This window comes from Comamonas brasiliensis, assembly GCF_018292285.1.
Classification (GTDB): Bacteria; Pseudomonadota; Gammaproteobacteria; order Burkholderiales; family Burkholderiaceae_C; genus Comamonas; species Comamonas brasiliensis.
Genome location: NZ_JAANES010000002.1, coordinates 168,586 through 192,056, shown reverse-complemented (window position 1 = coordinate 192,056; position 23,471 = coordinate 168,586). Strand labels below are relative to the sequence as shown.

Here is a 23,471-nt window from a genome sequence, read left to right as displayed (position 1 = left end):
TGGCAAATATGGGTCAAGGCGTGCGCGCCAGCACGACGGCACTGACCGAGGCGGCGCCCGCCGAAAGCAGGCAGCGGGCCAGTGCATCCAGCGTGGCGCCGGTCGTCATCACGTCGTCCAGCAGCAAAATCGCTTGCCCTTCGATGAGGGGCTTCCGGGCAGGGTCGAGGCTGAAGACATTGCGCAGCTGGCGCAGCCGTTGCTCACGGCTGGAGGCATGCTGGGGCAGCTCCAGATGTCTGCGCCGCACCACCCCGCTCAGCAAGGGCAAGCAGGTGTCGTACTGCGCGCTGAGGGCGCGTGCCAGCAGCAGGCAGTGGTCAAAGCCGCGCTCGCGCACGCGCTCATCGGAGGCAGGCATGGGCAGCAAGGCAGCGCAGGCCCGCAACTGCTCTCTGACTTCGGGATGGCCGGCCATCAGCCTTCCCAGACTGCGCGCCAACCCCAGATCGGCCTGAAATTTGTAGCGCGTGATGAGGTCCTGCCAGGGGTAGGCATAGTCCAGCACGGAGGTACAGCGTTTGAGCCGGGGCGGCTGCTTGAGGCAGCTACCGCAGAGGCTGACCAGGGAGGGCAGCGGCAGGGCGCAGCTATGGCAGCGGTGCTTTTGCTGCGCCCAGCGCGCCTGGCAGTCGTGGCAGATGCGTGGTCCGGGCCAGCGTCCGCAGACTGCGCACTGGCTGGGTAGAGCATCCAGCCAGCGCTGCTGCTGGCGCTGCAGGTGCGAAAGCCATGTCGCATGAAGGTCGGGCATGGAATCAATATACTCGCGCCGCATTGATCTTCTTTCCGGCAGTTGGTGAGCTGAACGCTTATTCGGCCATCTGCCCGCTTCTGTCTGCCCATGTCCCACGCCCTGCCACCCACCATTGATTCCATCGCTGCAAACCATTGGCAAATGGCCGCTCCGGCCGAATCCCCCTGGTTGCACGAGGAGGTGGCCAGCCGCATGCAGCAGCGCCTGGACTGGATCGTGAAGCCGCCCGAGACCTGGTGCCACTGGGAGCCGGTGCGAGGTGGCATGCAGGCACACCAACTGCTGCGCGAGCGCTATCCGCAGGCCGAATGTACGATCCATGAACCCGTGGCCCGCCGCGAGGCAGTGGCGCAGGACAAGCTCGGCAGCCGCTGGTGGCAGCTCTCGCGCTGGAAGGGGGCGGCCGTGCACATGGCCGAGCCTGCGGACGGCAGCATGGACATGCTCTGGGCCAATATGCTGCTGCATACGGCAGCCGACCCGCAGACCCTGATCGAGCGCTGGCACAAGGCGCTCAAGGTCGATGGCTATGTCATGTTCTCCTGCCTCGGTCCGGATACCGTGCAGCAGCTGCACAGGCTCTACGCCGAACTCGGCTGGGGGCCGGCAGGTCATACGTTTACCGATATGCATGACTGGGGCGACATGCTGGTGCATTCCGGCTTTGCCGAGCCCGTGATGGACATGGAGCGCATCACCCTGACCTTTGCCACGCCGCAGCGTCTGCTGCAGGAGCTGCGCGAACTGGGCCGCAATTTCCACCCCGGGCGTTTTGCCGGCCTGCGCGGTCGCGGCTGGAAGGCCGGGCTGCTGCAGAAAATTGAGGAGCGCTGGGCCGACAAGCAGCCCGATGGCCAGCTCTCGCTGACCTTCGAGATCGTCTATGGCCACGCCTACAAACCGCAGCCCAAGCTGCGTCTGGAGGCCAATAGCGCCGTGTCGCTGGAAGACATGAAGGCCATGCTCAAGCAGCCGCGCAACACGGGTTTGCGATAGCACATCTGTCGTTTTCCGGTCATTGATTCGACACAAAGCTGCCTACAATTTCCCCTAGTTACTTCATGGATAGCAGCAATCCTTCGGGCTTCTCTCCTGCCTGAAGGACAACAGACAGTGCGGCCCAAGCCGCCAGGGGAGATATCGGGTGTTTCGCTTTGCCAAGGGGACTGGCCAGCGGGTTCGACAGCGGCCGGTTTTCGCATTTCATCATCACCACAAGCCAGCCTCCTGCTGCGCTGACGCATCCCTGTGCCCGGCGGTGACCGCGGTACGGCAGCGTCCCATCTCCCCGCTTTCTGTTTTGGCTGCCAGGCCAGTTCCAGCCATGTCCGGCACTTGCCGTGAGATGCGCTTGCCAGTACGAGTTTCAAGTCCGGCGAGGCTTGCCTGCGCAAGCCCGGTTGGCATGGGTTTCCGGTACATGCATTAGTGAATGCGCGCAGACAGTGCTATCAAATTCTGGGGCATGCTGCGTTGAAGTTCGCGAGGTAGTGTGAGTGTCACAGCCTTCTGGCCAGTAGCGGCGGAAGCGGTGTGAGCGAGTGGACAACTGAGGCTTTGAGGTAAGTGAAAACGATGAAAAACATTTCCACCAAGCTGGTTCCCTGGAGTTTGGCCTTGGCGGCGTGGGGCAGTTCCATGGCCTATGCGGCGCAGGATCTGCCGGGAGGTCCTGCCGTCAACCAACTCAACCTGCATCCGCCTGTGACACGCATTGCCGTGGAGCAGCACTGGCTGCACTGGATGATGCTCATCATCTGCACGGTGATCTTCATCGCGGTGTTCGGGGTGATGTTCTATTCCATCTGGAAGCACCGCAAATCCCAGGGAGCCAAGGCCGCGAACTTCCATGAATCGGTCAAGGTGGAAGTGGCCTGGACGGTGGCCCCCTTCATCATCGTGATTCTGATGGCACTGCCTGCCACCAAGGTGCTGGTGGCACAGAAAGACACGACCAACGCCGACCTCACCATCAAGGCCACCGGCTACCAGTGGAAATGGGGCTATGACTATCTGAGCGGCGAGGGCGAAGGCCTGGGCTTTGTGTCCACGCTGGATAACGCACAGCGCCAGATGTCCAACAGCGGCGATGTGAGCAACGCGCCCAGTGACTATCTGCTGAGAGTCGACAACCCGCTGGTCGTGCCCGTGGGCAAGAAGGTGCGCATCATCACCACGGCCAACGATGTGATCCACTCCTTCATGGTGCCGGCCTTTGGCATCAAGCAGGACGCGATTCCCGGCTTTGTGCGCGACACCTGGTTCAAGGCCGAGAAGACTGGCGACTACTACGGTCAGTGTGCCGAGCTGTGCGGCAAGGAACATGCCTACATGCCCATCCACGTGAAGGTGCTGTCTGCGGAGGCTTACAGCGCCTGGGTGGCCGAGGAAAAGAAGAAGCTGGCCGCCAAGGCTGATGATCCGAACAAGGTCTGGGTGCTGGCCGATCTGGTGGCACGTGGCGAAAAAGTGTATGCGGCCAACTGCGCTGCCTGCCACCAGGCCAATGGCAAGGGCGCCGGTCCCATCAAGCCGCTGGACGGCAGTCCCGTGGTGCTGGGTCCCACGGCCGACATGATGCATGCCGTGCTCGAAGGCCGCGCCAACGGCGCCATGCCGGCCTGGAAGCAGCTGAGCGACACCGAGCTGGCTGCAGTGGTGACTTTTGCCAAGAACCACTGGAGCAACCAGACCGGTCAGCTGGTGCAGCCCGCCCAGTTTGTGGCTGCGCGCGGCGGCAAGTTTCCTGAAGGCGGCGGCAGTGCGGCACCCGCAGCTTCGGCTGCCGACTCAGCTGCTCCCGTACAAGGTGCAGCCGCTGCTGCCAGCGACGCCGGCCCTTATCAGGTCTTTTTCGAGACCGGCAAGAGCGCGCTGGACGATCAGGCTCAGGCTGCGGTGAAGAAGGCGGCCGAGTACTGGAAGGCCCACAAGGACGGCAAGATTGCCCTGTCGGGCTTTGTGGACTCCACCGGCAACGCCGACAAGAACGCGGAGCTGGCCAAGGAGCGAGCCAAGGCGGTGGCCAAGCTGCTGGAGGACAGCGGCATTGCGGGTGACCGCATCGAGTTGCGCAAGCCCGAGACCATCACGGCTGCAGCAGGCGCGGACCAGCAGGCACGCCGTGTTGACATCACGGCTGCGAAGTAAGCCCCGGGTATAGAGACCGATTGGAGAAAAGAATATGAGCGCCGTAGTTCCTCCCGTCCACACCCATGAGGGTCATGGTCACGACCATGGGCACGACGACCATCACCACGCCATGCCCTCGGGCTGGCGTCGCTGGCTGTTTGCCACCAATCACAAGGACATCGGCACGATGTACCTGCTGTTCTCCTTCACCATGCTGATGGTGGGAGGCATTCTGGCCATGCTGATCCGTGCCGAGCTGTTCGAGCCCGGCCTGCAGATCGTCAACCCCGAGCTGTTCAACCAGCTGACCACCATGCACGGCCTGATCATGGTGTTCGGCGCCATCATGCCGGCCTTCGTGGGCTTCGCGAACTGGATGCTGCCGCTGCAGATCGGTGCTTCAGACATGGCGTTTGCGCGCATGAACAACTTCAGCTTCTGGCTGCTGATTCCTGCCGGCATCATGCTGGTGGGCTCGTTCTTCATGCCCGGCGGTGCGCCCGCAGCCGGCTGGACGCTGTATGCGCCGCTGACGCTGCAGATGGGTCCGTCCATGGACACCAGCATCTTTGCCATGCACATCATGGGCGCCAGCTCCATCATGGGCGCGATCAACATCATCGTCACCATCCTGAACATGCGCGCGCCCGGCATGACGCTGATGAAGATGCCGCTGTTTGCCTGGACCTGGCTGATCACCGCCTATCTGCTGATCGCCGTGATGCCGGTGCTGGCCGGCGCCATCACCATGACGCTGACCGACCGCCACTTCGGCACCAGCTTCTTCAATCCTGCGGGCGGCGGCGATCCGGTGATGTACCAGCATATCTTCTGGTTCTTCGGCCACCCCGAGGTCTACATCATGATCTTGCCGGCCTTCGGCATCGTCAGCCAGATCGTGCCCGCCTTCAGCCGCAAGAGGCTGTTCGGCTACACCTCCATGGTCTATGCCGTGGCGGCGATTGCCATCCTGTCCTTCATCGTCTGGGCGCACCACATGTTCACCACCGGCATGCCGGTCACGGGACAGCTGTTCTTCATGTACGCGACGATGCTGATCTCCGTGCCCACGGCCGTGAAGGTGTTCAACTGGACGGCCACCATGTGGCGCGGCTCCATGAGCTTTGAAACCCCGATGCTGTTCGCAGTGGGCTTCATCTTCGTGTTCACCATGGGCGGCTTCACGGGACTGATCCTGTCCATGGCGCCCATCGACATCCAGCTGCAGGACACCTATTACGTGGTGGCCCACTTCCACTATGTGCTGGTGGCCGGTTCGCTGTTCTCCATGTTCGCCGGCTATTACTACTGGTCGCCCAAGTGGACGGGCGTGATGTATTCCGAGACGCGCGGCCGCATCCACTTCTGGGGCTCGCTGATCTTCTTCAACATCACCTTCTTCCCCATGCACTTCCTGGGTCTGGCCGGCATGCCGCGTCGCTATGCCGACTACCCCATGCAGTTCGCCGACTTCAACATGATTGCCTCCCTGGGCGGCTTTGGCTTCGGTCTGATGCAGGTGTATTTCTTCCTGTTCGTCGTCTGGCCCGCGATGCGCGGCCATGGAGAAAAGGCGCCGCAAAAGCCCTGGGAAGCGGCCGAAGGCCTGGAATGGGAAGTGCCTTCTCCGGCTCCGTTCCACACCTTCGAGACGCCTCCCAAGCTCGATGAAACCGCCACCAAGGTGATCGGTTGAGGAGGCGCGCATGACGACACAGGAGCAACGCAAGGCGAACCGGAGGCTGGGGCTGATCCTGGCCTCAACGGCTGCCGTGTTCTTTATCGGCTTTGTGGTGAAGATGGCCTGGCTGCATTGAGGCAGGCCGACGGCAACCGAGTGAAGGAGCTTGAGGTGAGCATAGCCAAGGAAAACGCGAAGATGGTGGGCAAGCTGGCGATCGTTGCCCTGGGCATGTTTGCGTTCGGCTATGTGCTCATTCCCATCTACAAGCATATCTGCGAGCTGACGGGCATCAACATCCTGTCGCTGTCCGAAAAGCAGGTGCCCGGTGCCGGCGTGGCGGGCCGCGACGTGAAGCTTCCGCCCAACAGCCAGATCGACACCAGCCGCACCATCACCGTGGAGTTCGATGCCAATGCACGCGGGCCCTGGGACTTCAAGCCGGCCAAGCGTTCGGTGCAGGTCCACCCCGGCGAGCTGGCCACGGTGATGTATGAATTCCAGAACGTGCAGAACCGGCGCATGGCCGCTCAGGCCATCCCCAGCTATGCGCCGCGCCAGGCCACGGCCTTCTTCAACAAGATGGAGTGCTTCTGCTTTTCGCAGTACACGCTGGAGCCCGGCGAGAAGCGTGAGTGGCCGGTGGCCTTTGTCATCGATCCGCGCATCTCCAAGGATGTGAAGACGATCACGCTGTCCTACACCTTCTTCGAGGTGGGCGGCAAGACCCCTGCAGCGCCCGAAGGCAGCACGGCTGCAGTCGTCACGCCCGGAGGCAGCTCATGACGCAGGATGCCAAGAAGACAGGCTTCTGGCGCAGCATCGTGGCCGTCGCCTGGGCCATGCTGGGCGTGCGCAAGGGCAAGGAGTACGAGAAGGATTTCGCCAGCATCACGCCGCTGCATGTGATTGCCGTGGGGCTGGTGGCGATTTTTGCCTTGGTATTAGCGTTGATATGGATCGTCAACCTGGTCGTTTAGCCTCTGGCTGAGGGCAGGTGGCGAATGCAGTGCCAGTGATAGTGGAGCGTCGGTCAAAACAACGATCAACAGAGTCAGGAGCCGAGTGATGAGTGCAATCCCGCAGGGCGCAACCCCTTACTACTATGTGCCAGCCGAATCCAGCCACCCCGTGATGGCGGCCATCGGCCTGTTCTTCGTGATCCTGGGTGCCGGCACCTGGATCAACGGCCACGAATGGGGAATGTATTCCCTGTTCTTCGGTCTGGTCTGGTGGCTGGCCGTGCTGTTCGTCTGGTTCCGCGATGCGGCGCGCGAGAGCGAGGCCGGGCTCAACAGCCGCAAGATCGACCTGTCCTACCGCTGGAGCATGAGCTGGTTCATCTTCTCGGAGGTGATGTTCTTCGGCGCCTTCTTCACCGCGCTGTGGTGGGCACGCGCGCACTCGGTGCCGGCGCTGGGCAGTCTGGCCAACGAGCTGCTGTGGCCCAACTTCCAGGCCGTGTGGCCCAGCGTGGCTCCCGGTGCCACGGCGTCGCCCGCGAATATCGTCGAGCCGTTCAAGACCGTGGGGCCGTTCTGGCTGCCCACCATCAACACGGCGCTGCTGCTGACCTCGGGCGTGACGCTGACCATCGCCCACCATGCGCTGCAGGTCAACAACCGCGCGCGCTGCATCAGCTTCATGTGGATGACGGTGATTCTGGGCTTCGTCTTCCTCTGCGTGCAGGGCTACGAATACCACCATCTCTACAACGACTACAACCTCAAGCTCAACTCGGGCGTTTTCGGCTCCACCTTCTACATGCTGACGGGCTTTCACGGCTTCCACGTGCTGGTCGGCATGCTGATGCTGTTCTTCATCACCATCCGCCTGATGAAGGGCGACTTTACTGACAAGCACCATTTCGGCTTTGAAGGTGCGGCCTGGTACTGGCACTTTGTGGATGTGGTCTGGGTCTTCCTCTACATCCTGGTGTACTGGATGTAGGACACTCAAAAATAGAAGCGCCTTGCGCAAGTCCAGCATTGATTTCAGCATCAAATAGCACTGAAATCATTGAATGGAAAGCGCAAGGCGCTTTTATTTTTGTAGTGCCAAAAAACGCTGCGTGCAACCGGCTATTGCCCGGGCTGCCAGCCCGTGGGCTGTATCCAGCCCAGCTTGGCTGCCATCAGAACGCAGAGAAACAGCGCAACCGACAACGCCACACGCAGGGCCAGGGCGCGAAACATCTTGCGGCTGCGTTCGGCATCGTCGGCCTCCGAGCTTTCGCCGCCGTCGCCCCTGCGCATCATGAAGAACAGCGCACTGCCAAGGCTCGCCAAGATGGCGAGAAAAGCGAGAATGATCACGAATTTCATGAACGGATTATCTGGTGCGCATTTCCCGATTTCCAGACCTCTGGCGGTTTCTCCTGATCTCCCTGGCGGCCCTGGCCTGCGTGGCCGTCACTGCATCGCTGGGCTTTTGGCAGCTGGGCCGGGCAGCGCAGAAGCAGGCTGTTTTCGATGCCATCGAGCGCCAGCAGGCGCTGGAGCCCTGGCACAACGCAGAGCTGGCCGCCGAGGTGGCTTTGGCAACCGAATCCACCGGTGAGGCACAGAAGGCGACGCTGCTGCATAGACCTGTGCAACTGCAGGGCCAGTGGCTGGCCGAGCAGACCCTCTTTCTGGACAACCGGCAGATGCAGGGCCGGGCCGGCTTCTATGTGCTCACACCGTTCAGGCTGAGTGCACCTCACGCGAACAGGGTTGTCGTCGTGCAGCGCGGCTGGGCACCGCGCAACTTCATGGACCGCTCGGTCCTGCCAGAGGTGCAGACGCCTGAAGGCACGGTCAGCATCGAGGGCCGGCTGGAGGCGCCGCCGTCCAGGCTGATGGAGCTGGAAACGGCCCATGGCGGGGCAGACCCTGATGAGCAAAAGTCGCGCATCCGACAGAATGCAGACATCGCCTTGTGGGCGCAGCAAGGCGGCTTGCCGCTGCTGGCCCTGAGCGTGGTGCAAAGCGGCAGCGCCAGCGAAGGCTTGCTGCGCGACTGGCCGCAGATCAATGCCGGTGTGCAAAAGCACTACGGCTATGCTTTTCAGTGGTTCGGACTCAGTGTCTTGGTGGTGTTGCTCTATGTCTGGTTTCAACTCGTCCGACGCTTTTACCCCCGCCGCCGCGCAGCGCAGCCCGAAGGATGAACCGCTGAGCTTTGCGGTCCACAGCCTGCCCGATCCCGCGCAGAGCCAGGCACGGCAGATGCAGGCGCGCAGCGGTCGCTGGAAGATGCTGGCCGTGCTGCTGGTCTGTGCTGCGCCGGTGCTGGCCTCCTACTTCACCTATTACGTGTTGCGTCCCTCGCAGCAGCGCAGCTATGGCGAGCTGATTGCCGAGCAGCCAGGCCTGCCCGATGTGCAGGTGCAGACGCTGGACGGGCGCGGCGTGAATCTGAGCAGCCTCAAGGGCCAGTGGTTGCTGATCAGTACCAGTGCCGGGGACTGTGGGCAACGCTGTCAGGATCATCTCTATCTGCAGCGCCAGCTGCGTGAAACCCTGGGCCGTGAAAAAGACCGGCTGGACTGGGTCTGGCTCATCGATGACCAGCAGCCCGTGCCCGAGGCCATCCTGCCCGCGGCCGAACAGGCGACAACGCTGCGCGTGCCGGCTGCGGTCATCGGCAACTGGCTCAAGCCCGAGGCCGGCCATGCGCTGGACGAGCATCTGTATGTGGTCGATCCCCAGGGCCACTGGATGATGCGCTTTCCTGCCGATATGGGCAAAGCCACGGCCGGCAAGGCCAAGCGCGATCTGGAGCGGCTGCTGCGCGCCTCTGCCTCCTGGGACGAGGCCGGGCGAGCCACGGCTGAAACGGCGCAGAAATAGCTGTTGAAATCCGCGATAGCCGGCTCTCGCCAGCGCTATCAGTGATCTGAATCATGGTCAGCGAGGAGGGCCGTATGCAGGCAGACATCTCGGAGTTGAAAGTGGTTGTTCCAGACGCCATGGCGGCTTCCTCGCGCTGGGCGCAGTACCACGCGCTGACCAAGCCCAAGGTGGTGCAGCTCATCGTCTTCTGCGCCTTCATCGGCATGGTGCTGGCTGTGCCTGGCGTTCCCGGCTGGCAGGACTGGGGCCGCATGCTGGCGGCCTGCACAGGCATCTGGCTGGTGGCCGCGGCGGCAGCGGCGTTCAACTGCCTGGTCGAGCGCAGCATCGATGCCCGCATGAAGCGCACGGCCTGGCGGCCCACGGCGCGCGGCGAGCTCTCGCATTCCCAGGCCCTGCTGTTTTCGGCCTTGCTGTGCGCCGCAGGTTCCGCCATCTTGCTGCTGGCCGTGAATGCGCTCACGCTATGGCTGACGCTGGCCACCTTCATCGGCTACGCCGTGATCTACACCCTGGTGCTCAAGCCCCTGACGCCGCAGAACATCGTCATCGGCGGGGCATCGGGCGCCATGCCGCCCGTGCTTGGCTGGGCGGCGATGACCGGACAGGTCGGCCATGAGGCCTTGCTGCTGTTTCTCATCATCTTCCTCTGGACGCCGCCGCATTTCTGGGCGCTGGCGCTGTACCGCGTGGAGGACTACCGCCGCGCCGGCCTGCCCATGCTGCCGGTCACGCATGGCAATGCCTTCACGCGGCTGCAGGTGTTTCTCTACACCCTGGTGCTGTTTGCCGGCTGTCTGCTGCCTTTTGTGGTGGGCATGAGCGGCTATCTCTACCTTTTTGCCGCAGTGATTCTGGGGTTGGGCTTTTGCGGTTATGGTTGGGCACTGCTGCGCAACTACTCGGATGCGCTGGCACGCAAGACCTTCCGCTTTTCACTGATCCACCTGAGCCTGCTGTTTGCCGCGCTGCTGGTGGATCACTACCTAGCCTGACCGACCATGGATAAACGAGCTGCGCTGCGCGCTATGGGCGCTGCAACACTGGCCTGCACGGCCGCATTCGCACTGACCGCCTGCAAGGACGATAGCAAGCCCAAATTTCAGGGCGTGGATGTGACGGGCGCAGACTACGCCAAGGACATTCCGCTGACCGATGTCGACGGAAAGAAGCGTAGCCTCAAGGACTTCTCGGGCAAGGTGGTGGCCGTGTTCTTCGGCTACACCCAGTGCCCCGATGTCTGCCCCACCACGCTGCAGGAGCTGCTTGAGGTCAAGCAGGCGCTGGGCGCCGATGGCGACAAGCTGCAGGCCGTGTTTGTCTCGCTGGACCCCGAACGTGACACGCCGGAGGTGCTCAAGGCCTATCTGGCCAACTTCGACGAGAGTTTTGTGGGGCTGAGCGGTACGGCCGACGAAATTGCAGCCGTGGCCAAGGACTTCAAGATCTTCTTCAAGAAGGTGCCAGGCAAGGTCGAAGGCACCTACACCCTGGACCATTCGGCTGGCACCTATCTTTTCGATCCTCAGGGCCGCTTGCGCGTCTACGAGCGCTATGGCGCGGGACCGCAGCTGCTGACCCAGGACGTCAAGGCACTGCTGGGCTGAAGCAAAGCACCCATGGCCGCATGGGCCACGGGTGCCGAAGTTTCTTGAAATCTGTTGTTACATGTTGGTGTTTGATATAGCGCAAGGGGAGCCCGTGATGCCGCGCGCATAGTGGGCGCCTTCAAACACTTGGCAAGGCTCGATCCGGCTTCCGGAAGCCGGGCATGCAGGCCGTGGATGCGGCATGGGGAGTGGCTGCACGCAGGAACGCCAGAGTGGATGTCTGGAGCTTGCGTATGGCCGAGTGCCCTTTTTCCTCGATGCTCAAACCCGTGTCCGAACTGGCGCTGGCGGATTGCCAGCGCCGCTTGGGACTAGCCATGTCGGCTCGGCAGGAGGGGGTGAGTCTTTCCGTCATGTTGAGCCGGCGCGAGCGCCAGGCGCTGGACGCTGCGCCCGACGGCATTTTGTTGGTGGACCGAGACGGGAAGATGGTGACGGCCAACGCCGCCATGCTGGCCATCTCCGGCTATGAGCGCGACGAGCTCGAAGGCCGGATGCTGGACATGCTGCTGCCGCCCGAGTTTCAGGCAGGCCACGGCCAGTATCTGAGCAGCTATTTTGCCCGGCCATCGCGCCGGCCCATGGGTCTGGGCGGCGTGCTGTGGCTGCAGCGCAAGCAGGGCAATGCCGTGCCGGTGGACATTGCCCTGGGCTATTTCGGGGATGACGACAAAGGCCTGGCGATTGCCTTTGTGCGCGATGTGACGGAGCTGCATCAGATGCAGCAGCGCCTGAAGTTCCAGGCCACCAAGGACACCTTGACCGGACTCAACAATCGCTGGCAGTTCGGCCAGGAACTGCAGGAGCAGCTCAAGCTGGCGCAGGCCGGGGGCGAGGCCCTGGCCCTGCTGCAGCTGGATCTCGACAATTTCAAGGCCATCAACGACGGTTACGGACATGCCGCAGGTGATCAACTGCTTAGAGAGGTCGCCAGGCGGCTGAAGTCCCAGCTACGCAGCGAAGGCACTCTGGCGCGATTGGGGGGGGACGAATTCATGGTGCTGCTGGTGGGCGAGAACGCGACCCGGGCCCGGTTCTGGAGCGAGCAGATACTGGCGGCGCTCTCCATCCCCTTCAAGCACGACGGGCTGGCGCTGGATTTCGGGGCCAGCGTGGGCATTGCCCTCTATCCCGACAATGCGCAGACCGGTGACGACCTGATGCGTTTCGCCGATATGGCCATGTACAGCGCCAAGGCCCAGGGACGCGGCCACGCGGTGTTTTTCGAACCCGGTATGGGCAAGGAAATGGCCGAGCGTGTGCAACTGGCCGAGCGCTTGCGCATGGCGCTCAGCTATGGTGGCCTGCAGCTGCATTACCAGCCTCAGGTCAAGGTCGAGGGCGCCACCGTGGTGGCAGTGGAGGCCTTGCTGCGCTGGCATGATCCCTTGCTCGGCAATGTCAGTCCGGCGCGCTTTATTCCGGTGGCAGAGGCTTCGGGCCAGATCGTGACTCTGGGCAACTATGTGCTGGACGCCGCCTGCAAGCAGATCGCCCTGTGGCTCAAGGCTGGTACGCCGCTGCGGGTGGCGGTCAATCTCTCTGCCTATCAGCTTCGGCAGGTAAATCTGGTCGAGCAGGTCAGAAGCTGTCTGCAGCGCTATCAGGTGCCGCCGCAATGGCTGGAGCTGGAGGTGACCGAGTCCCAGGCCATGATCAATCCCGATCAGGGGTGTGAGGTGCTGCAGGGGCTGGCGCGGCTGGGGGTGACGATTGCACTGGATGATTTCGGCACCGGCCATTCTTCACTGGCCTATCTGCAGTATTTGCCGCTGCAGCGCGTCAAGCTGGGGCGGGAATTCCTGTTTCCCTCGCCCAGCCGTGACAGGTTGATGGGCGGCATTGTGCATATGGCCCATGCACTGGATCTGGAGGTGGTGGCCGAAGGCGTCGAAGAGGCCGATCAGCTGCAGTTGCTGCGCGATATCGGCTGCGAGTTTTTCCAGGGTTGGCTGCATTCGCGCGCCATGCCTGCCGAGCAGGTGCGGGACTGGCTGGCGGCGTGACGCAAGGAGTGTGGCTACTGCTTCCAGTCAGGCTCGGGAAAATGCTCGTTGGATGCGGTGACGATCAGGTCCAGCACCGGCTTGCCCTCCTTGTCGAGGCGCACACCGGGGCCCCAGCGTGCCTGCTGCCGCTGGCCCGAAAACCAGAACAGCTTGCGCTCCCAGCTCCCGGGCTTGGGCGGCTTGCGGTTGGCCTGAGTCAGATGCTCCTGTACGCGTTGCAGCCCCGCAGCGAGACGCCATGGTGCCAATTGCAGAAGCGCCGCTTGCAGCTCTTGCACCCAAGGCTCTGGTACAGGCGAGAAGCGCTGGAATGACTGGCCTGCGGCCAGTCTTCGCACGCGTTCGTGCAGCTCGACGCCATACAGTGCGCAGGCCTCGCTGATCCTGCCCTGCGCCATCAGCCGGCGTGCCTTGCGCTCCAGCGCGGAGTCCTTGGGGACGTCTGCTGGCGACCACAGCCAGCGGGCATCGCTCCATTGATGGCGGCAGTTGTAGAGAAATTCGGACGATAGAAGCAATTGCCAGCCGGGCATTTTTGACTGCATCACCGATCGAACCAGCAGGCAGGGCTGGCGCTTGCGGGTGGCGGGGCCATAGGCCGCGAGCACGGCGGTGGTGCGTGTCGCCAGTCGCCCGCGATCATCGCGCGGCCAGGATTGAAGCAGGCGCATGAGGTCGACAGTGGACACATCGGCCTTGAGCTGTTCAAGCGCCTGGTGAGAATCCGCGAGCTGGTCCAGAAGGGCGAGGTTCAGGTCCTGACCTATTGACGGGGCTCGGGCTTCAGTCTCCGCGGGAGATGGCGTGCAGGCCGTGGCCCGGATCGTGACTTGCGCCGGTGCCGCATCAGGTGCGGTGCGCCATTCGTGCAGCAACTGTGCAAAGCGCCCGGGGTTGCAGCTGACCTCATGGTGTATGACTTCACCGGCCGAATCGCGCAGCGTGATCCAGGCATGAAGCCGATGCTCCGCGCCCAACTGCATGGCCTCCTCATACCTGGTGGCCGAGAAAGCGCCGTTGCCACCGTGGTGCACAAAGAATTCGACATCCATGGAGCCGGCTGCTGCGCTGCTGCTGATGCGTGTTCTGGCAGCGTCTTTGTGTTCGGCCCGGCAATCCGGCAGCTGCAGCCATTGCTGCGAAATCTGGGCGATGAAGTCTTGCATGAAGAAGATGAAAAAGCGTCGAAATTGCGTCAGTCGTCAAAAAGACCGATGTAGCTCAGTCCGTTGTAGAGCTTGTCCGGATCGGCGATTGGCTCGGTGGGGTCGGCATAGACAAACATGGCGTTGGCCGTCTGAATGCCCTGGGCCTCGCAGGCCTGCACGATGAGTGCGAGCGATGCGTCGGAGTCCAGAGTGCTGTGGCGCACCAAGGCGGCGACAGGAACAGGCTCGGGCAGCCAGATCATCAGCAGGAGGTCTTCGTCGAACAGAAACTTCCTGCCCAGATCCTGACAGAAGCCGCAGCCTGTGACATCTTCGCTGCTGCTTTCGATATCTTCGACTTCCAGCTCCCAGTAGCTGTCTGCATAGTCGAAGTAGCGGCCAAACTCCGCCTCGCCCAGCGGCGTATTGCCGATCCAGAAATGCAATGCGGAAAAAGGCGCGGGCGGCGGTGTCGGACCCAGCTCCTCGACCCAGTCGAACAGGGTTCCGGGCTTGAGGCGGTGGCGCTTTTCCAGTTCCGGAAAGCCGCCGCCAGGTGTGCGGTTCAGCGCTTCGTCCACCAGAGCCTTGCGAAATGCCAGCGAATAGGTCTTGCCGGATTTGTTTTCAGATTTCATTGGGCGGGTCCGTAGTGCATGACCACCAGCTTGTTCAGGGGCTCCGGGGAGTCCCAGAAGGCTTCTTCGAGCTCCTGCAACTGCTCATGCTCGGCATCCGTCAGCAGTGCCGGCAGATCGGAGTAGTCCACATTTTCTGGCCCCTCCTCGAAGCGCTTGAGCACCGCAAACATGTCCTGCAGACACTGGCACGTGATGGGCGCGCCTATGGCCTGCAGAGCCTGCAGGGTGAGCTGATGGTTGGCCAGCCCCCAGTTGCCCAGAAACTGCAGAAAGCCGCCATTGTTGATATCGGCTTCCATGCGCCATAGAGCCACCAGCTCATGCTGGACCGGGGATATCCGGGTGATGTCCCATTGGGCGGCGATCAGCGCGCCCATGGCCTGGTTGTAGAGACCGTCCTGATCCAGGTCCCAGACGCTGACCATGCCTGCAGCAGAGGGCTGCCACAGTGCCGGCCAGTTCAGACCGTGATCCTCATCGGTCAGCACCCATGCCAGGCGTTGCTCGGGTGTGGCTTTTTCAAGGCGGATATGCCGCTTGATGGGCTCGGCCAGTTCACGTCCATCCGCGAGTGCAAGCCAGATGGTCTGCCCGTCGATGCGAACGCCTGTGATGCGGTTGCTTCGTGAGTCCATGGTTCAGCTTTGTGCGGCGGTCTGATCCATCACCGTCTCGGCGGCCCGGTGCATCTTGGCCAGCTCGCGCGCGGGAATGGGGTGCTCGCCGTTGGCCATGCGTGTCAGCAGCGAGTGCAGCATCTCAGTGGAGAGGCCGTGCAGCACCAGACGGTAGGCTGCATACAGGGTGGACAGCGGCACCATGGGGTGCTTGTTGTTGAGCAGCACCAGATGCTCGGGCGAGGCCAGGATCTTGGCGCAGTAGATGGCAACGGTTTCGTCGAGCTGCAGCGAGTTGCTGGCGCGCCAGAAGTCGTTGTCTGTCAGCAGCAACTGGTAGATGGGCGTGTACAGCTCGATGGCGCTTTGCAGATCAATGACGTTGAAGCGCCCGCGCGGCATGTCTTCGAGCCTGAGATCGGGCTCGCGGATCATCGAGAAGTCGGGCTCGGCCACGGGCACCAGCTCCTGCCCATTCTCACGCAGTGCCTTGTTCAGGCGGATCACGAAGTTGAAGAGGTTGAGGTCGTGCTTGAGAAACAGCTCGTCCTTTACATCGTCGATTTCCATGGGCATCAAGGGCGCGGTGCTGACCTTGGTCGGGGCATTGGCGGCGACGAAGGCCAGTACCTGGGAGCCCAGATGAAAGTGGCGCATGATGAGCCAGTTGGCCTCCGGAGAGAGAAATTTCTTCATGCCGAAGGCCAGCAGGCGGTGCAGCAGCATGGAGTGCGACCAGCGCTTGGGCAGAAAGATCTTCAGCGCCTGAATGATGATCATGGACAGCCGCGCCAGCGGCCGCATGGCGGGCAGAAAGAACTGGCGCGAGCTGCTGCTGCAGTCGCGCAGCCAGGCGGCCTTGACGTCATCGGGCAGAGGCGTGCTCTGGTCGAGGTAGAGCGCCAGCCAGGGGCTGGGGTCGCGCTCGTCCCAGACATGGTCGTTGAATTCGTTCTTCATGGCTCCTCGCGGTGCTTCTTGCTGTTTCTGGTTAGCGCTCGGTCAGCACATGCTGAAACTGCATCAGGTACATGGCTGCGGTGTTGCGTGCGGTCTGCAGTATGGCCTGCTGGGCCGTGCCTTCGCTGTCCAGCTCCAGTGCCATCTGAACGGCCAACAGCCAGCGCTCCAGATGGTTCTCATCGTTGGCGCCGTGGTACTCGAGAAAGCGGAAGGCATCGGGCGGCAGCGGCAGGCTCTGGCGCAGCAGGGGCAGCAGGCTCGGAACGATGCGCTGACCTGTGCCTTCGATGATGTAGATGGCGCCCAACAGGCCGATTGGGTTGGGCGTGGCAGCCAGGCTGTGCAGATAGGCATTGAGCGCTTCGCCGCCGGGGTTGCGATGCAGGCGGCTGATGTCGGTCTCGGTGCCGCCGGCCTTCAGATAGTCGCTGTGCAGAATCTTGAAGTCGTTCTGCTCCTCCCCTGCATGCAGGTCGATCAGCGAAGCCAGCGTGGCGTAGTCCCCGGTCAGCGAGGCAGCGCCTTCTCGCATCCACAGACTGCCTTCGCGCACCTGGGGAATCCAGTGGCTCATCCAGCGCAGATAGTCGGTGATCTGCAACTGGCGCGTGCGCATGCGCTGCAGCAGGGGAGTGCGCCAGACATTGCTGCGGTAGTCCTGCCAGATGCTGGCCAGCTCGGTCAGCAATGGAGCCAGCTGTGCTGGAGCGGTGGCCGGGTCATGCGGTGCGGCGATGCTAGAAACATCGGGAAGCGCATCATCGGCTAGCGTCGCAGTCTGCACGGATTTTTGAGGAAAATTGGCCTCAATCGATTGCTGGGTATGCGTATCCAGCTCTACTTCCCATAGCATGTAGCCGGCGGTAAAGCGGCCCGACTCGGGGATGAAGCAAAGCACGGTGTCGCCAGCTTTCAGGCTCTGGCCCTGCTTTTGCAGAAACTCCGACAGCATGATGAAGATGGAGGCTGCACCCGTGTTGCCGCGCCAGGCCAGATTGCTCCACCAGCGCTCGCGTGGAATGCTGAGCTGGGCCTTGCCCAGCAGCTCGTCGACCACGGGAATGAAGCGCTCCGACGAGTAGTGGCAGAGAAAGTGGTCGATGCCGCGTTCGGGCACCCAGCCCTGGTGGGCCAGGGCTGCATATTCGTGAATGCAGACATCGAACAGATGCGGCAGCAGACGAATGTCCTGGCGCAGTGCCAGAGCGCCTGCGGCTTCGGCGTCGCTCCAGGCAGGGAAGTCCAGATGGCTTTTGCCGCGATCGGCCGTCATGCCCAGTTGCATGCACACGGGGTAGTCGCCGGCAAAGCTGCGCTGGTGCGTCCACTTGAGCTTGAGGCGCAGTCCGTTGGCCTGGGGCAGGGCCTTGGGGCCGCCCAGCAACACGGCGCCTGCGCCGTCGGAGAGCATCCAGCGCAGAAAGTGGGCGTCAAAGTCGGTGTCGTAGCCCTGGGCCGCAAAGCGTGAACGCTTGAACAGGCGCGAAGGCATTTCGCTGGCTACTGACAGGGCCAGCGCATGGGCGCCGCTTTCCACGGCCAGGGCTGCGGCTTGCATGGCACCCACACTGGCGGCGCAGACCCCATGCACGGACAGCGTTTCCATGGGCGGGGCGGCCATCTCGCCCTGAATCATGCTGGCAAAGCCGGGCATCAGCGCATCGCCCCCCGAGGAGCCACTGGACAGAAAGCCGATGTCGGAGAGCTTTTTGCCAGCCAGGGCCAGGGTCTCCTCGATCGCGCCGGCAGCCATGCGGGCGTTGCTGAAGACCGTCTGGCCTTCACCATCAATGGCGTAGTGGCGGGTCTGGATGCCGTTCTCGGCCAGAATGCGGCGCTTGATGCGCTCGGAGATGCGGTTCAGCGGTGCGACAAACGCATCCATGCCAGCGTTGTCCACCGGGGCGCCAGGCAGAAACATGCCGGCAGATTGCAGATAAACCTTGGAATAGGCGACAGGCATAGATCCTCAACAGGTTTTTACTTCACAGCGTCGGGCGGCATCTGCGGCTCGGTTCTTGCCGCAGGCCAGACCAGACCCAATACAAACACGCGTCCCATATAAGGCAGCAGGCCGCCTTCATTCAATGCGGGAGTGACCCGTTGGCGGTAAATGCGCTCATGCAGTCCGCTGAGTTCGGACCAGTGGGCATGCGGGCATTCATGGTGCGCGGTGTGCAGGCCAATATTAAAAAGCAGTGGGTTGACCAAGCCTTCAAAGTTGCGCGCGTAGTTCAGCTCGATACCCGGGGTATTGCGCAGTGCTCTGGTCAGCGGCCTTCCATCGGCATGGGCATGTTGAAGATAGTTGGTGGCCAGCAGCCAGTGCAGGCCGTGCAACTGGGGAACGATGATGAAAATCAGGGCCTTCTGCCAGTCCAGCCAGAGAAAAAAGCCCCAACTGCCCAGCCACAGCAGGTATTGCCCCATGCAGTAGCGAAACGCTCCAGGCCAGTGACGACGGAGATTGTTCAGCCAGCGAAAGAACAGCGGGTACAGCACGCAAGCCGCCTGCACCGGGTGAATCAGGTAGCCCCAAAGATGGTTGGTATCGCCACCCCATTCGGGCCGGTAGGTGCGCGCCAGATCGCGCGGTCCGTGGCGAAAGCGGTGGTGGTTGGCCACATGAGCAGGCCAGAACACAAAGGTGGGATGGCCTTGAAGCAGGGTCAGCCAGTAATCGGTCAGGCGGTTGGTCCAGCGCCCCCGCCACATGCGCGCATGGGTGTGGTTGTGGTGAATCACGCCCACACCTAGGGTCAGAAACAGCTCGACGCCGTAGAGAATGAAGCTGAAGCCCTGCGTCCATTGCCACCACACCAGCAGCGGCAGCAGCAGCATGTAGAAGACGGATTGCCAGTCGCGCCAATGACGCAGTGCGGGATAGCGGCGCCTGCTCATTCAGCGACGAGGGCTTTGGTGAACGCTGTCCGTGACCCGCGTTCGCATGATCTGGTCCATGAAGGCCAGTGCAAAGCCATAGTTGCCGGCAGGGCGTGCGTGATGCAGATGGTGACGGCGGCTGGCAGCCAGTGGGTGCGTGTCGGAGACCTTGGGGAAAAAATCGTAGTTGGAATGGCCGATCAGGTTGAGGATCAGGCTTAGCACTGGTACCGAGGCCAGCGACCAGAAGTAGAAGTCATGCACCAGCATGGGCAGCAAGATGATGTTGCCCAGCATCAGCGCTTCGATGGGGTGAAAACTGTAAGTGGACCAGGGCGTGGTCACCACGGAGCGATGATGGTCACCGTGATAGCGCACCAGGCGGCGGGTGTGCAGCAGGCGATGGTTGATCCAGAAGTGCACATCGTTCCAGATCAGCAGCGCAAAGATCTCAAGAGCAATGCGTCCGGCGCTGGCCGTGGGCGAGAGCTGCGCCCAGCCCAGCTGCAGCAAGCCCCAGGGGACGATCATGCCGATGCCGAAGATCAGAATGGAATGAAAGGACTGGCGCCATTCGCGCTGCAATTGATCGGGCTTGAGCGGGCGCGTATCCAGTGGTCTGCCGATGCCCGCTCGGGCGAGAAATGCTGTCAGAGCGTCCATGAGCAGGCCGCCCAGCAGATAAATACCCCCGAAAAAAACCAGACCCAAAGCCATGACTTGCCAGGCATTGAGCTGTGTGAACCAGGTACCAGCGTCCATGAAGGCTCCAAAAGCGGTGGCGCAGCCCCAGAAACGTCAATGCGCCCGACGGCATAGCGTAAACCCATGCCTGTCGGGCGCATGATAAAGGACGCTGCGGTAGCTTCAGTCGATACCCGGAGTAGCTTCAGCGTGTGGGATGGAGGAGAACTGGCGCACCTCATCTGCGTGACAGCGAGCAAGCGCCGCCGCGCAGCGAGGCTGCCGTCCCCCTTGTGGGAAGCCGCAAAGTGGCTCAGAGGGCGTGTTTACTGCGCCGTGATGCCCTGCTCGCGGATGATGGTGCCCAGCGCCTTTACGTCTTGCTGTATGCGGTTGCTCAGGCCTTCAGGCGAACTGCCCACGGCTTGCCAGCCTTGCATGGACAGCTTCTGGCGCATTTCTGGTGTGCGCACGATCTCGCTGACGGCCGCCGCCAGCTTGTCCACATGGGCCTTGGGCATGGACTTGGGTGCTGCCACGGCGTTCCAGATTTCCAGGTCGAAGTTGTTGACGCCGAGTTCCTTGAGGCTGGGCAGGCCGGGAGCCAGCGGACTGCGTGCGGCAGAGGTCACGCCAATGCCGTGCAGCTTGCCGGCCTGAATCTGCGCCATGGCCAGTGCCGGAGGCAGCATGGACAGCTTCAAATCTCCACCCTGAATGCCGTTGAACACCTGTGGGTAGCCGGTATAGGGCACATGCACGGCCTTGATGGCCGAGCGGCTCTTGAGCAATTCCATGCCCAGATGGCCCACGGTACCGACGCCGGGAGAACCATAGCTCCATTTGTCGCCAGCCTTGGCGGCCGCTTCCATGAAGGCCTTGCCTTGAGGGGCCGACGAGGGGGCCACCAATACCAGCGGTGCGACGCCAATCAGGCTCACGGGCTGCAGATCCTTGATGGGGTCGTAGCGCACAGCGGGGTTGAGCATCTTGGCAATGGTCATATTGCCGTTGATCATCACGCTGAAGGTGTAGCCGTCGGCCTTGGCCACGTATTCACCGGCGATATTGCCGCCTGCACCCACACGGTTTTCCACGATGATGGTCTGGCCCAGCTTTTTTTCCAGAGGCTCGGCCAGTGCGCGCGCGCTCAGATCGGGCGAGGAGCCGGCGGGGAAACCCACGATCAGGTGCAGGGGCTTGTCGGGCCAGTTGTCAGCCGCCACGGCGGCCGGAGCCATGGCAGTCGCCATCATGGCGACGCCTGCAGCAATCAGGCTGCGGCGGGACAGACTCTTCAGAATTTGCGAAGTGCGAATAGGCATGGCAGGTCTCTTTTGAATTTTTGATGGGTGATCGGTGTGCATGAAAACATGCATCGATTCCGAAAAATAAAAAACCCGGAAATTATCCGGGTTTGAGGTTCAGCATTTCAGCCTTTTAATGACTTGGTGCGCAAGTTGGCGTTTACGCAAACTCGGCCAGCGCTTTTTTCATCTTTTTCATGGCAGCTACTTCAATCTGGCGAATGCGCTCGGCGCTCACGCCATATTCGGCAGCCAGCTCATGCAGTGTCATGCCGCCGGAGCCGTCGTCATTGACCTTGAGCCAGCGTTCTTCAACGATGCGGCGGCTGCGGTCATCGAGACCCTCCAGGGCCATGACCAGACCATCGGTCGCCAGATGATCGCGCTGACGCGATTCAAGCATGGCGGTAGGCTCGTGGCTGGCATCGGCCAGGTAGGCGATGGGGCCGAAGGCCTGCTCTCCGTCATCGCTGGGAGAAGGATCCAGCAGCACATCGCCGCCGGCCAGACGGGTTTCCATCTCGATGACTTCCTCGCGCTTGACGTTGAGCTTGGCAGCGACAGCGTCAATTTCGTTCGAGGTCAGGGTTTCGCGCAGGGCCAGTTCATCGTCGGCCATGGCGGCGTCGGACTTCAGGTCATGCTTCATCGAGCGCAGATTGAAGAACAGCTTGCGCTGGGCCTTGGTCGTGGCGACCTTGACCATGCGCCAGTTCTTCAGAATGTATTCGTGGATTTCCGCCTTGATCCAGTGCATGGCGTAGCTGACCAGACGCACACCCTGATCAGGGTCGAAGCGTTTGACAGCCTTCATCAGGCCCACATTGCCTTCCTGAATCAGGTCGCCGTGAGGCAGGCCATAGCCCAGGTACTGGCGCGAGATGGAGACGACCAGACGCAGGTGAGACATCACCAGACGCCCGGCGGCGTCCAGATCATTGTGTTCTTTGAGTTTGCGAGCGTAGTCCTGCTCTTCCTCAAGGGTGAGCATTGGCATACGATTGACCGCCGAGATATAGGCATCCAGGTTGCCCAGCGGAGGTACCAGCGCCCAGGGGTTCGCGGGCGCCAAGGCAGTAGCAATGGAGCCGGAGGCAGTTTTCATTGCAGGTTTCCTTTCTTCCATGATCTTCATATTAGCACTCCATTAGAGAGAGTGCTAAAGACAAAGTTCCCACAGCTTTTGTTGGTTTTCTGATGGCGCAGGCGGCTCGTAGCGATTCATCGAGAATTTTTCACATTCCCATCCATCCTGGCCTTTTCCGGCATCCAGAGCAGTGCTCTAGCTGGAATGAGAGGCCAGGTTGTGCAGGCTCGCTCTGATTAATGTCTCTAATTTCCTGGCCGCCGAGCTTCGAGGTGCGTGGCGGCGCATCACCATGCCCAAGGGACGTTGAATTCCAGGGGCCGACAAAGGAATCTGCGCGAGGCGGCCGGCCTGTAGCAGCGATATGGCTGTTTCGGGGAGTGCGCTAATGCCCAGGCCCGCACTGACCAGAGCTCCTATGGTTGCAATATGGTCAACTTCAAAGACAGGAGCGAAATAAAGCCCTTTTGAGATCAGGTCCGCATCAATGTACTGGCGCACGCTGGCAGAGCTGGGCATGGAGACATGTGGATAGTCCAGAGTGCTCTCGATCGCGACGGGACCTGCCTGCTTGGATAGAGGATGGTCATCGGGACAGATGAGAAAGAACTGGTCCTCCATCAGTTGCTCATAGGCGAGGTCTTCCTGTTTGGGATCGGCTGCCGTGAGCGCAAAGTCGACCTTGCCATCACGAACGAGATCAAACGCCGGGCCCGACAAGGTATCAAGCAAGGCAAGGCGCACCCCGGGGTGAATCCGCGTGAATTCGGCAAAGACCTTTGGCAGCAGCGAGGCGGCCAGGGAGGGAAGTGCGGCAACGGTCACCGAACCTGTTCTGAGCTGTACGGTGTCCGTCACGGCGCGCAAGGCACGCTGCGTGTCGCGCAAGATCTCCTGGGCATGAGCGATAAAGACATGGCCCGCATCGGTCAGCTCGACGGCGCGAGTGGTGCGCTCAAACAGTCTTGCCCCGATCTGGGCTTCTGCACGCGCAATCAGGGCCGACAGCGCAGATTGCGAGAGATGAACCTGGAGGGCGGCTTGGCCAAAGCTCTTGGTCTGGCTCAGAGCGACTACCGCTCTCAGGTCTTTGGTTGATAGATTGGCTTCCACCAC

The 23,471-nt window shown here is 61.9% G+C and carries 24 protein-coding genes; 12 read left to right on the top strand and 12 right to left on the bottom strand.

The window, feature by feature from the left end; genetic code table 11:
- Positions 1 to 13: 13 nt before the first annotated feature.
- Positions 14 to 754, bottom strand: a complete 741-nt coding sequence (locus tag DJFAAGMI_RS09200) for a ComF family protein (protein WP_249334110.1) — start codon at positions 752 to 754, stop codon at positions 14 to 16.
- Between the two features lie 90 nt (positions 755 to 844).
- Between DJFAAGMI_RS09200 and DJFAAGMI_RS09195 the strand changes: the two genes are divergently transcribed.
- The 7 genes from DJFAAGMI_RS09195 (at position 845) to DJFAAGMI_RS09165 (ending at position 7,520) form a co-directional block, all read left to right on the top strand.
- Positions 845 to 1,753 (top strand): class I SAM-dependent methyltransferase, encoded by a 909-nt coding sequence (locus DJFAAGMI_RS09195; RefSeq protein ID WP_043003364.1) that lies wholly within the window; start codon positions 845 to 847, stop codon positions 1,751 to 1,753.
- Positions 1,754 to 2,332: 579 nt separating this feature from the next.
- On the top strand, positions 2,333 to 3,907 hold the full coding sequence (coxB, locus tag DJFAAGMI_RS09190) for a cytochrome c oxidase subunit II (RefSeq protein WP_211456905.1): 1,575 nt from the start codon (positions 2,333 to 2,335) through the stop codon (positions 3,905 to 3,907).
- 34 nt (positions 3,908 to 3,941) lie between these two features.
- Complete coding sequence (gene ctaD, locus DJFAAGMI_RS09185; RefSeq protein WP_003051784.1) at positions 3,942 to 5,585, top strand: cytochrome c oxidase subunit I; 1,644 nt, start codon at positions 3,942 to 3,944, stop codon at positions 5,583 to 5,585.
- Positions 5,586 to 5,595: 10 nt separating this feature from the next.
- Positions 5,596 to 5,706, top strand: a complete 111-nt coding sequence (locus DJFAAGMI_RS09180; RefSeq protein WP_003075487.1) for a cytochrome oxidase small assembly protein — start codon at positions 5,596 to 5,598, stop codon at positions 5,704 to 5,706.
- Between the two features lie 35 nt (positions 5,707 to 5,741).
- Positions 5,742 to 6,356 (top strand): cytochrome c oxidase assembly protein, encoded by a 615-nt coding sequence (locus DJFAAGMI_RS09175; protein WP_003075489.1) that lies wholly within the window; start codon positions 5,742 to 5,744, stop codon positions 6,354 to 6,356.
- Positions 6,353 to 6,550, top strand: a complete 198-nt coding sequence (locus tag DJFAAGMI_RS09170) for a DUF2970 domain-containing protein (RefSeq protein ID WP_003051791.1) — start codon at positions 6,353 to 6,355, stop codon at positions 6,548 to 6,550. The genes DJFAAGMI_RS09175 and DJFAAGMI_RS09170 overlap by 4 nt, the downstream gene beginning before the upstream one ends.
- Before the next feature lie 88 nt (positions 6,551 to 6,638).
- Positions 6,639 to 7,520: a cytochrome c oxidase subunit 3 gene (locus DJFAAGMI_RS09165; RefSeq protein WP_003051795.1), complete on the top strand. Its 882-nt coding sequence runs from the start codon at positions 6,639 to 6,641 to the stop codon at positions 7,518 to 7,520.
- A gap of 131 nt (positions 7,521 to 7,651) precedes the next feature.
- Here DJFAAGMI_RS09165 and DJFAAGMI_RS09160 read toward each other — a convergent pair whose 3' ends face one another.
- Entirely contained in the window at positions 7,652 to 7,894 is a 243-nt protein-coding gene (locus DJFAAGMI_RS09160) for a twin transmembrane helix small protein (protein ID WP_003051797.1), read from the bottom strand.
- 14 nt (positions 7,895 to 7,908) lie between these two features.
- Here DJFAAGMI_RS09160 and DJFAAGMI_RS09155 point away from each other — a divergent pair, with 14 nt between their 5' ends.
- The 5 genes from DJFAAGMI_RS09155 to DJFAAGMI_RS09135 all read left to right on the top strand — a co-directional run bounded on the left by DJFAAGMI_RS09155 (position 7,909) and on the right by DJFAAGMI_RS09135 (position 13,022).
- Positions 7,909 to 8,721 carry an SURF1 family protein gene (locus tag DJFAAGMI_RS09155; protein WP_211456904.1) on the top strand — a complete coding sequence of 271 codons (813 nt, stop codon included), beginning with the start codon at positions 7,909 to 7,911 and terminating at the stop codon, positions 8,719 to 8,721.
- A complete protein-coding gene (locus DJFAAGMI_RS09150) occupies positions 8,657 to 9,403 on the top strand; it encodes a hypothetical protein (protein WP_211456902.1) in 747 nt (248 codons plus the stop codon). The genes DJFAAGMI_RS09155 and DJFAAGMI_RS09150 overlap by 65 nt, the downstream gene beginning before the upstream one ends.
- Positions 9,404 to 9,477: 74 nt before the next feature.
- The gene (gene cyoE / locus DJFAAGMI_RS09145; RefSeq protein ID WP_052223800.1) at positions 9,478 to 10,401 is read left to right on the top strand and encodes a heme o synthase; all 924 of its coding nucleotides are present in this window, start codon (positions 9,478 to 9,480) and stop codon (positions 10,399 to 10,401) included.
- A gap of 6 nt (positions 10,402 to 10,407) precedes the next feature.
- Complete coding sequence (locus tag DJFAAGMI_RS09140; protein WP_019044193.1) at positions 10,408 to 11,013, top strand: SCO family protein; 606 nt, start codon at positions 10,408 to 10,410, stop codon at positions 11,011 to 11,013.
- Positions 11,014 to 11,249: 236 nt separating this feature from the next.
- A complete protein-coding gene (locus DJFAAGMI_RS09135; RefSeq protein ID WP_211456901.1) occupies positions 11,250 to 13,022 on the top strand; it encodes a putative bifunctional diguanylate cyclase/phosphodiesterase in 1,773 nt (590 codons plus the stop codon).
- A gap of 14 nt (positions 13,023 to 13,036) precedes the next feature.
- Here the strand turns inward: DJFAAGMI_RS09135 and DJFAAGMI_RS09130 are convergent, their stop codons facing one another.
- From DJFAAGMI_RS09130 to DJFAAGMI_RS09085, 10 genes are all read right to left on the bottom strand, one after another.
- Complete coding sequence (locus DJFAAGMI_RS09130; RefSeq protein ID WP_211456900.1) at positions 13,037 to 14,191, bottom strand: hypothetical protein; 1,155 nt, start codon at positions 14,189 to 14,191, stop codon at positions 13,037 to 13,039.
- A gap of 29 nt (positions 14,192 to 14,220) precedes the next feature.
- Positions 14,221 to 14,811, bottom strand: a complete 591-nt coding sequence (locus tag DJFAAGMI_RS09125) for an immunity 22 family protein (protein WP_211456899.1) — start codon at positions 14,809 to 14,811, stop codon at positions 14,221 to 14,223.
- Complete coding sequence (locus tag DJFAAGMI_RS09120) at positions 14,808 to 15,449, bottom strand: DMP19 family protein (protein WP_211456898.1); 642 nt, start codon at positions 15,447 to 15,449, stop codon at positions 14,808 to 14,810. Before DJFAAGMI_RS09120 ends, DJFAAGMI_RS09125 begins: the two co-directional genes overlap by 4 nt.
- 3 nt (positions 15,450 to 15,452) lie before the next feature.
- On the bottom strand, positions 15,453 to 16,391 hold the full coding sequence (locus DJFAAGMI_RS09115; RefSeq protein ID WP_003051817.1) for a DUF6999 family protein: 939 nt from the start codon (positions 16,389 to 16,391) through the stop codon (positions 15,453 to 15,455).
- Positions 16,392 to 16,422: 31 nt separating this feature from the next.
- Positions 16,423 to 18,357, bottom strand: a complete 1,935-nt coding sequence (locus DJFAAGMI_RS09110; RefSeq protein WP_211456897.1) for an iron-containing redox enzyme family protein — start codon at positions 18,355 to 18,357, stop codon at positions 16,423 to 16,425.
- A gap of 17 nt (positions 18,358 to 18,374) precedes the next feature.
- On the bottom strand, positions 18,375 to 19,295 hold the full coding sequence (locus DJFAAGMI_RS09105; RefSeq protein ID WP_211456896.1) for a fatty acid desaturase family protein: 921 nt from the start codon (positions 19,293 to 19,295) through the stop codon (positions 18,375 to 18,377).
- Positions 19,296 to 20,039, bottom strand: a complete 744-nt coding sequence (locus DJFAAGMI_RS09100; protein ID WP_211456895.1) for a sterol desaturase family protein — start codon at positions 20,037 to 20,039, stop codon at positions 19,296 to 19,298.
- 248 nt (positions 20,040 to 20,287) lie between these two features.
- Positions 20,288 to 21,286, bottom strand: a complete 999-nt coding sequence (locus DJFAAGMI_RS09095; protein ID WP_211456894.1) for a Bug family tripartite tricarboxylate transporter substrate binding protein — start codon at positions 21,284 to 21,286, stop codon at positions 20,288 to 20,290.
- 142 nt (positions 21,287 to 21,428) lie between these two features.
- Positions 21,429 to 22,373 (bottom strand): RNA polymerase sigma factor RpoH, encoded by a 945-nt coding sequence (rpoH, locus tag DJFAAGMI_RS09090; protein ID WP_034404796.1) that lies wholly within the window; start codon positions 22,371 to 22,373, stop codon positions 21,429 to 21,431.
- A 177-nt stretch (positions 22,374 to 22,550) separates the two neighbouring features.
- The gene (locus DJFAAGMI_RS09085; protein WP_211456893.1) at positions 22,551 to 23,471 is read right to left on the bottom strand and encodes a LysR family transcriptional regulator; all 921 of its coding nucleotides are present in this window, start codon (positions 23,469 to 23,471) and stop codon (positions 22,551 to 22,553) included.

What these genes read in the sequence shown, in the direction of transcription:
- DJFAAGMI_RS09200 (WP_249334110.1), bottom strand. Translation starts at nt 754, where the DNA reads ATGCCCGACCTTCATGCGACATGGCTTTCGCACCTGCAGCGCCAGCAG.
- DJFAAGMI_RS09195 (WP_043003364.1), top strand. Translation starts at nt 845, where the DNA reads ATGTCCCACGCCCTGCCACCCACCATTGATTCCATCGCTGCAAACCAT.
- coxB (WP_211456905.1), top strand. Translation starts at nt 2,333, where the DNA reads ATGAAAAACATTTCCACCAAGCTGGTTCCCTGGAGTTTGGCCTTGGCG.
- ctaD (WP_003051784.1), top strand. Translation starts at nt 3,942, where the DNA reads ATGAGCGCCGTAGTTCCTCCCGTCCACACCCATGAGGGTCATGGTCAC.
- DJFAAGMI_RS09180 (WP_003075487.1), top strand. Translation starts at nt 5,596, where the DNA reads ATGACGACACAGGAGCAACGCAAGGCGAACCGGAGGCTGGGGCTGATC.
- DJFAAGMI_RS09170 (WP_003051791.1), top strand. Translation starts at nt 6,353, where the DNA reads ATGACGCAGGATGCCAAGAAGACAGGCTTCTGGCGCAGCATCGTGGCC.
- DJFAAGMI_RS09165 (WP_003051795.1), top strand. Translation starts at nt 6,639, where the DNA reads ATGAGTGCAATCCCGCAGGGCGCAACCCCTTACTACTATGTGCCAGCC.
- DJFAAGMI_RS09160 (WP_003051797.1), bottom strand. Translation starts at nt 7,894, where the DNA reads ATGAAATTCGTGATCATTCTCGCTTTTCTCGCCATCTTGGCGAGCCTT.
- DJFAAGMI_RS09150 (WP_211456902.1), top strand. Translation starts at nt 8,657, where the DNA reads ATGTCTGGTTTCAACTCGTCCGACGCTTTTACCCCCGCCGCCGCGCAG.
- cyoE (WP_052223800.1), top strand. Translation starts at nt 9,478, where the DNA reads ATGCAGGCAGACATCTCGGAGTTGAAAGTGGTTGTTCCAGACGCCATG.
- DJFAAGMI_RS09140 (WP_019044193.1), top strand. Translation starts at nt 10,408, where the DNA reads ATGGATAAACGAGCTGCGCTGCGCGCTATGGGCGCTGCAACACTGGCC.
- DJFAAGMI_RS09135 (WP_211456901.1), top strand. Translation starts at nt 11,250, where the DNA reads ATGGCCGAGTGCCCTTTTTCCTCGATGCTCAAACCCGTGTCCGAACTG.
- DJFAAGMI_RS09130 (WP_211456900.1), bottom strand. Translation starts at nt 14,191, where the DNA reads ATGCAAGACTTCATCGCCCAGATTTCGCAGCAATGGCTGCAGCTGCCG.
- DJFAAGMI_RS09125 (WP_211456899.1), bottom strand. Translation starts at nt 14,811, where the DNA reads ATGAAATCTGAAAACAAATCCGGCAAGACCTATTCGCTGGCATTTCGC.
- DJFAAGMI_RS09120 (WP_211456898.1), bottom strand. Translation starts at nt 15,449, where the DNA reads ATGGACTCACGAAGCAACCGCATCACAGGCGTTCGCATCGACGGGCAG.
- DJFAAGMI_RS09115 (WP_003051817.1), bottom strand. Translation starts at nt 16,391, where the DNA reads ATGAAGAACGAATTCAACGACCATGTCTGGGACGAGCGCGACCCCAGC.
- DJFAAGMI_RS09110 (WP_211456897.1), bottom strand. Translation starts at nt 18,357, where the DNA reads ATGCCTGTCGCCTATTCCAAGGTTTATCTGCAATCTGCCGGCATGTTT.
- DJFAAGMI_RS09105 (WP_211456896.1), bottom strand. Translation starts at nt 19,295, where the DNA reads ATGAGCAGGCGCCGCTATCCCGCACTGCGTCATTGGCGCGACTGGCAA.
- DJFAAGMI_RS09100 (WP_211456895.1), bottom strand. Translation starts at nt 20,039, where the DNA reads ATGGACGCTGGTACCTGGTTCACACAGCTCAATGCCTGGCAAGTCATG.
- DJFAAGMI_RS09095 (WP_211456894.1), bottom strand. Translation starts at nt 21,286, where the DNA reads ATGCCTATTCGCACTTCGCAAATTCTGAAGAGTCTGTCCCGCCGCAGC.
- rpoH (WP_034404796.1), bottom strand. Translation starts at nt 22,373, where the DNA reads ATGAAAACTGCCTCCGGCTCCATTGCTACTGCCTTGGCGCCCGCGAAC.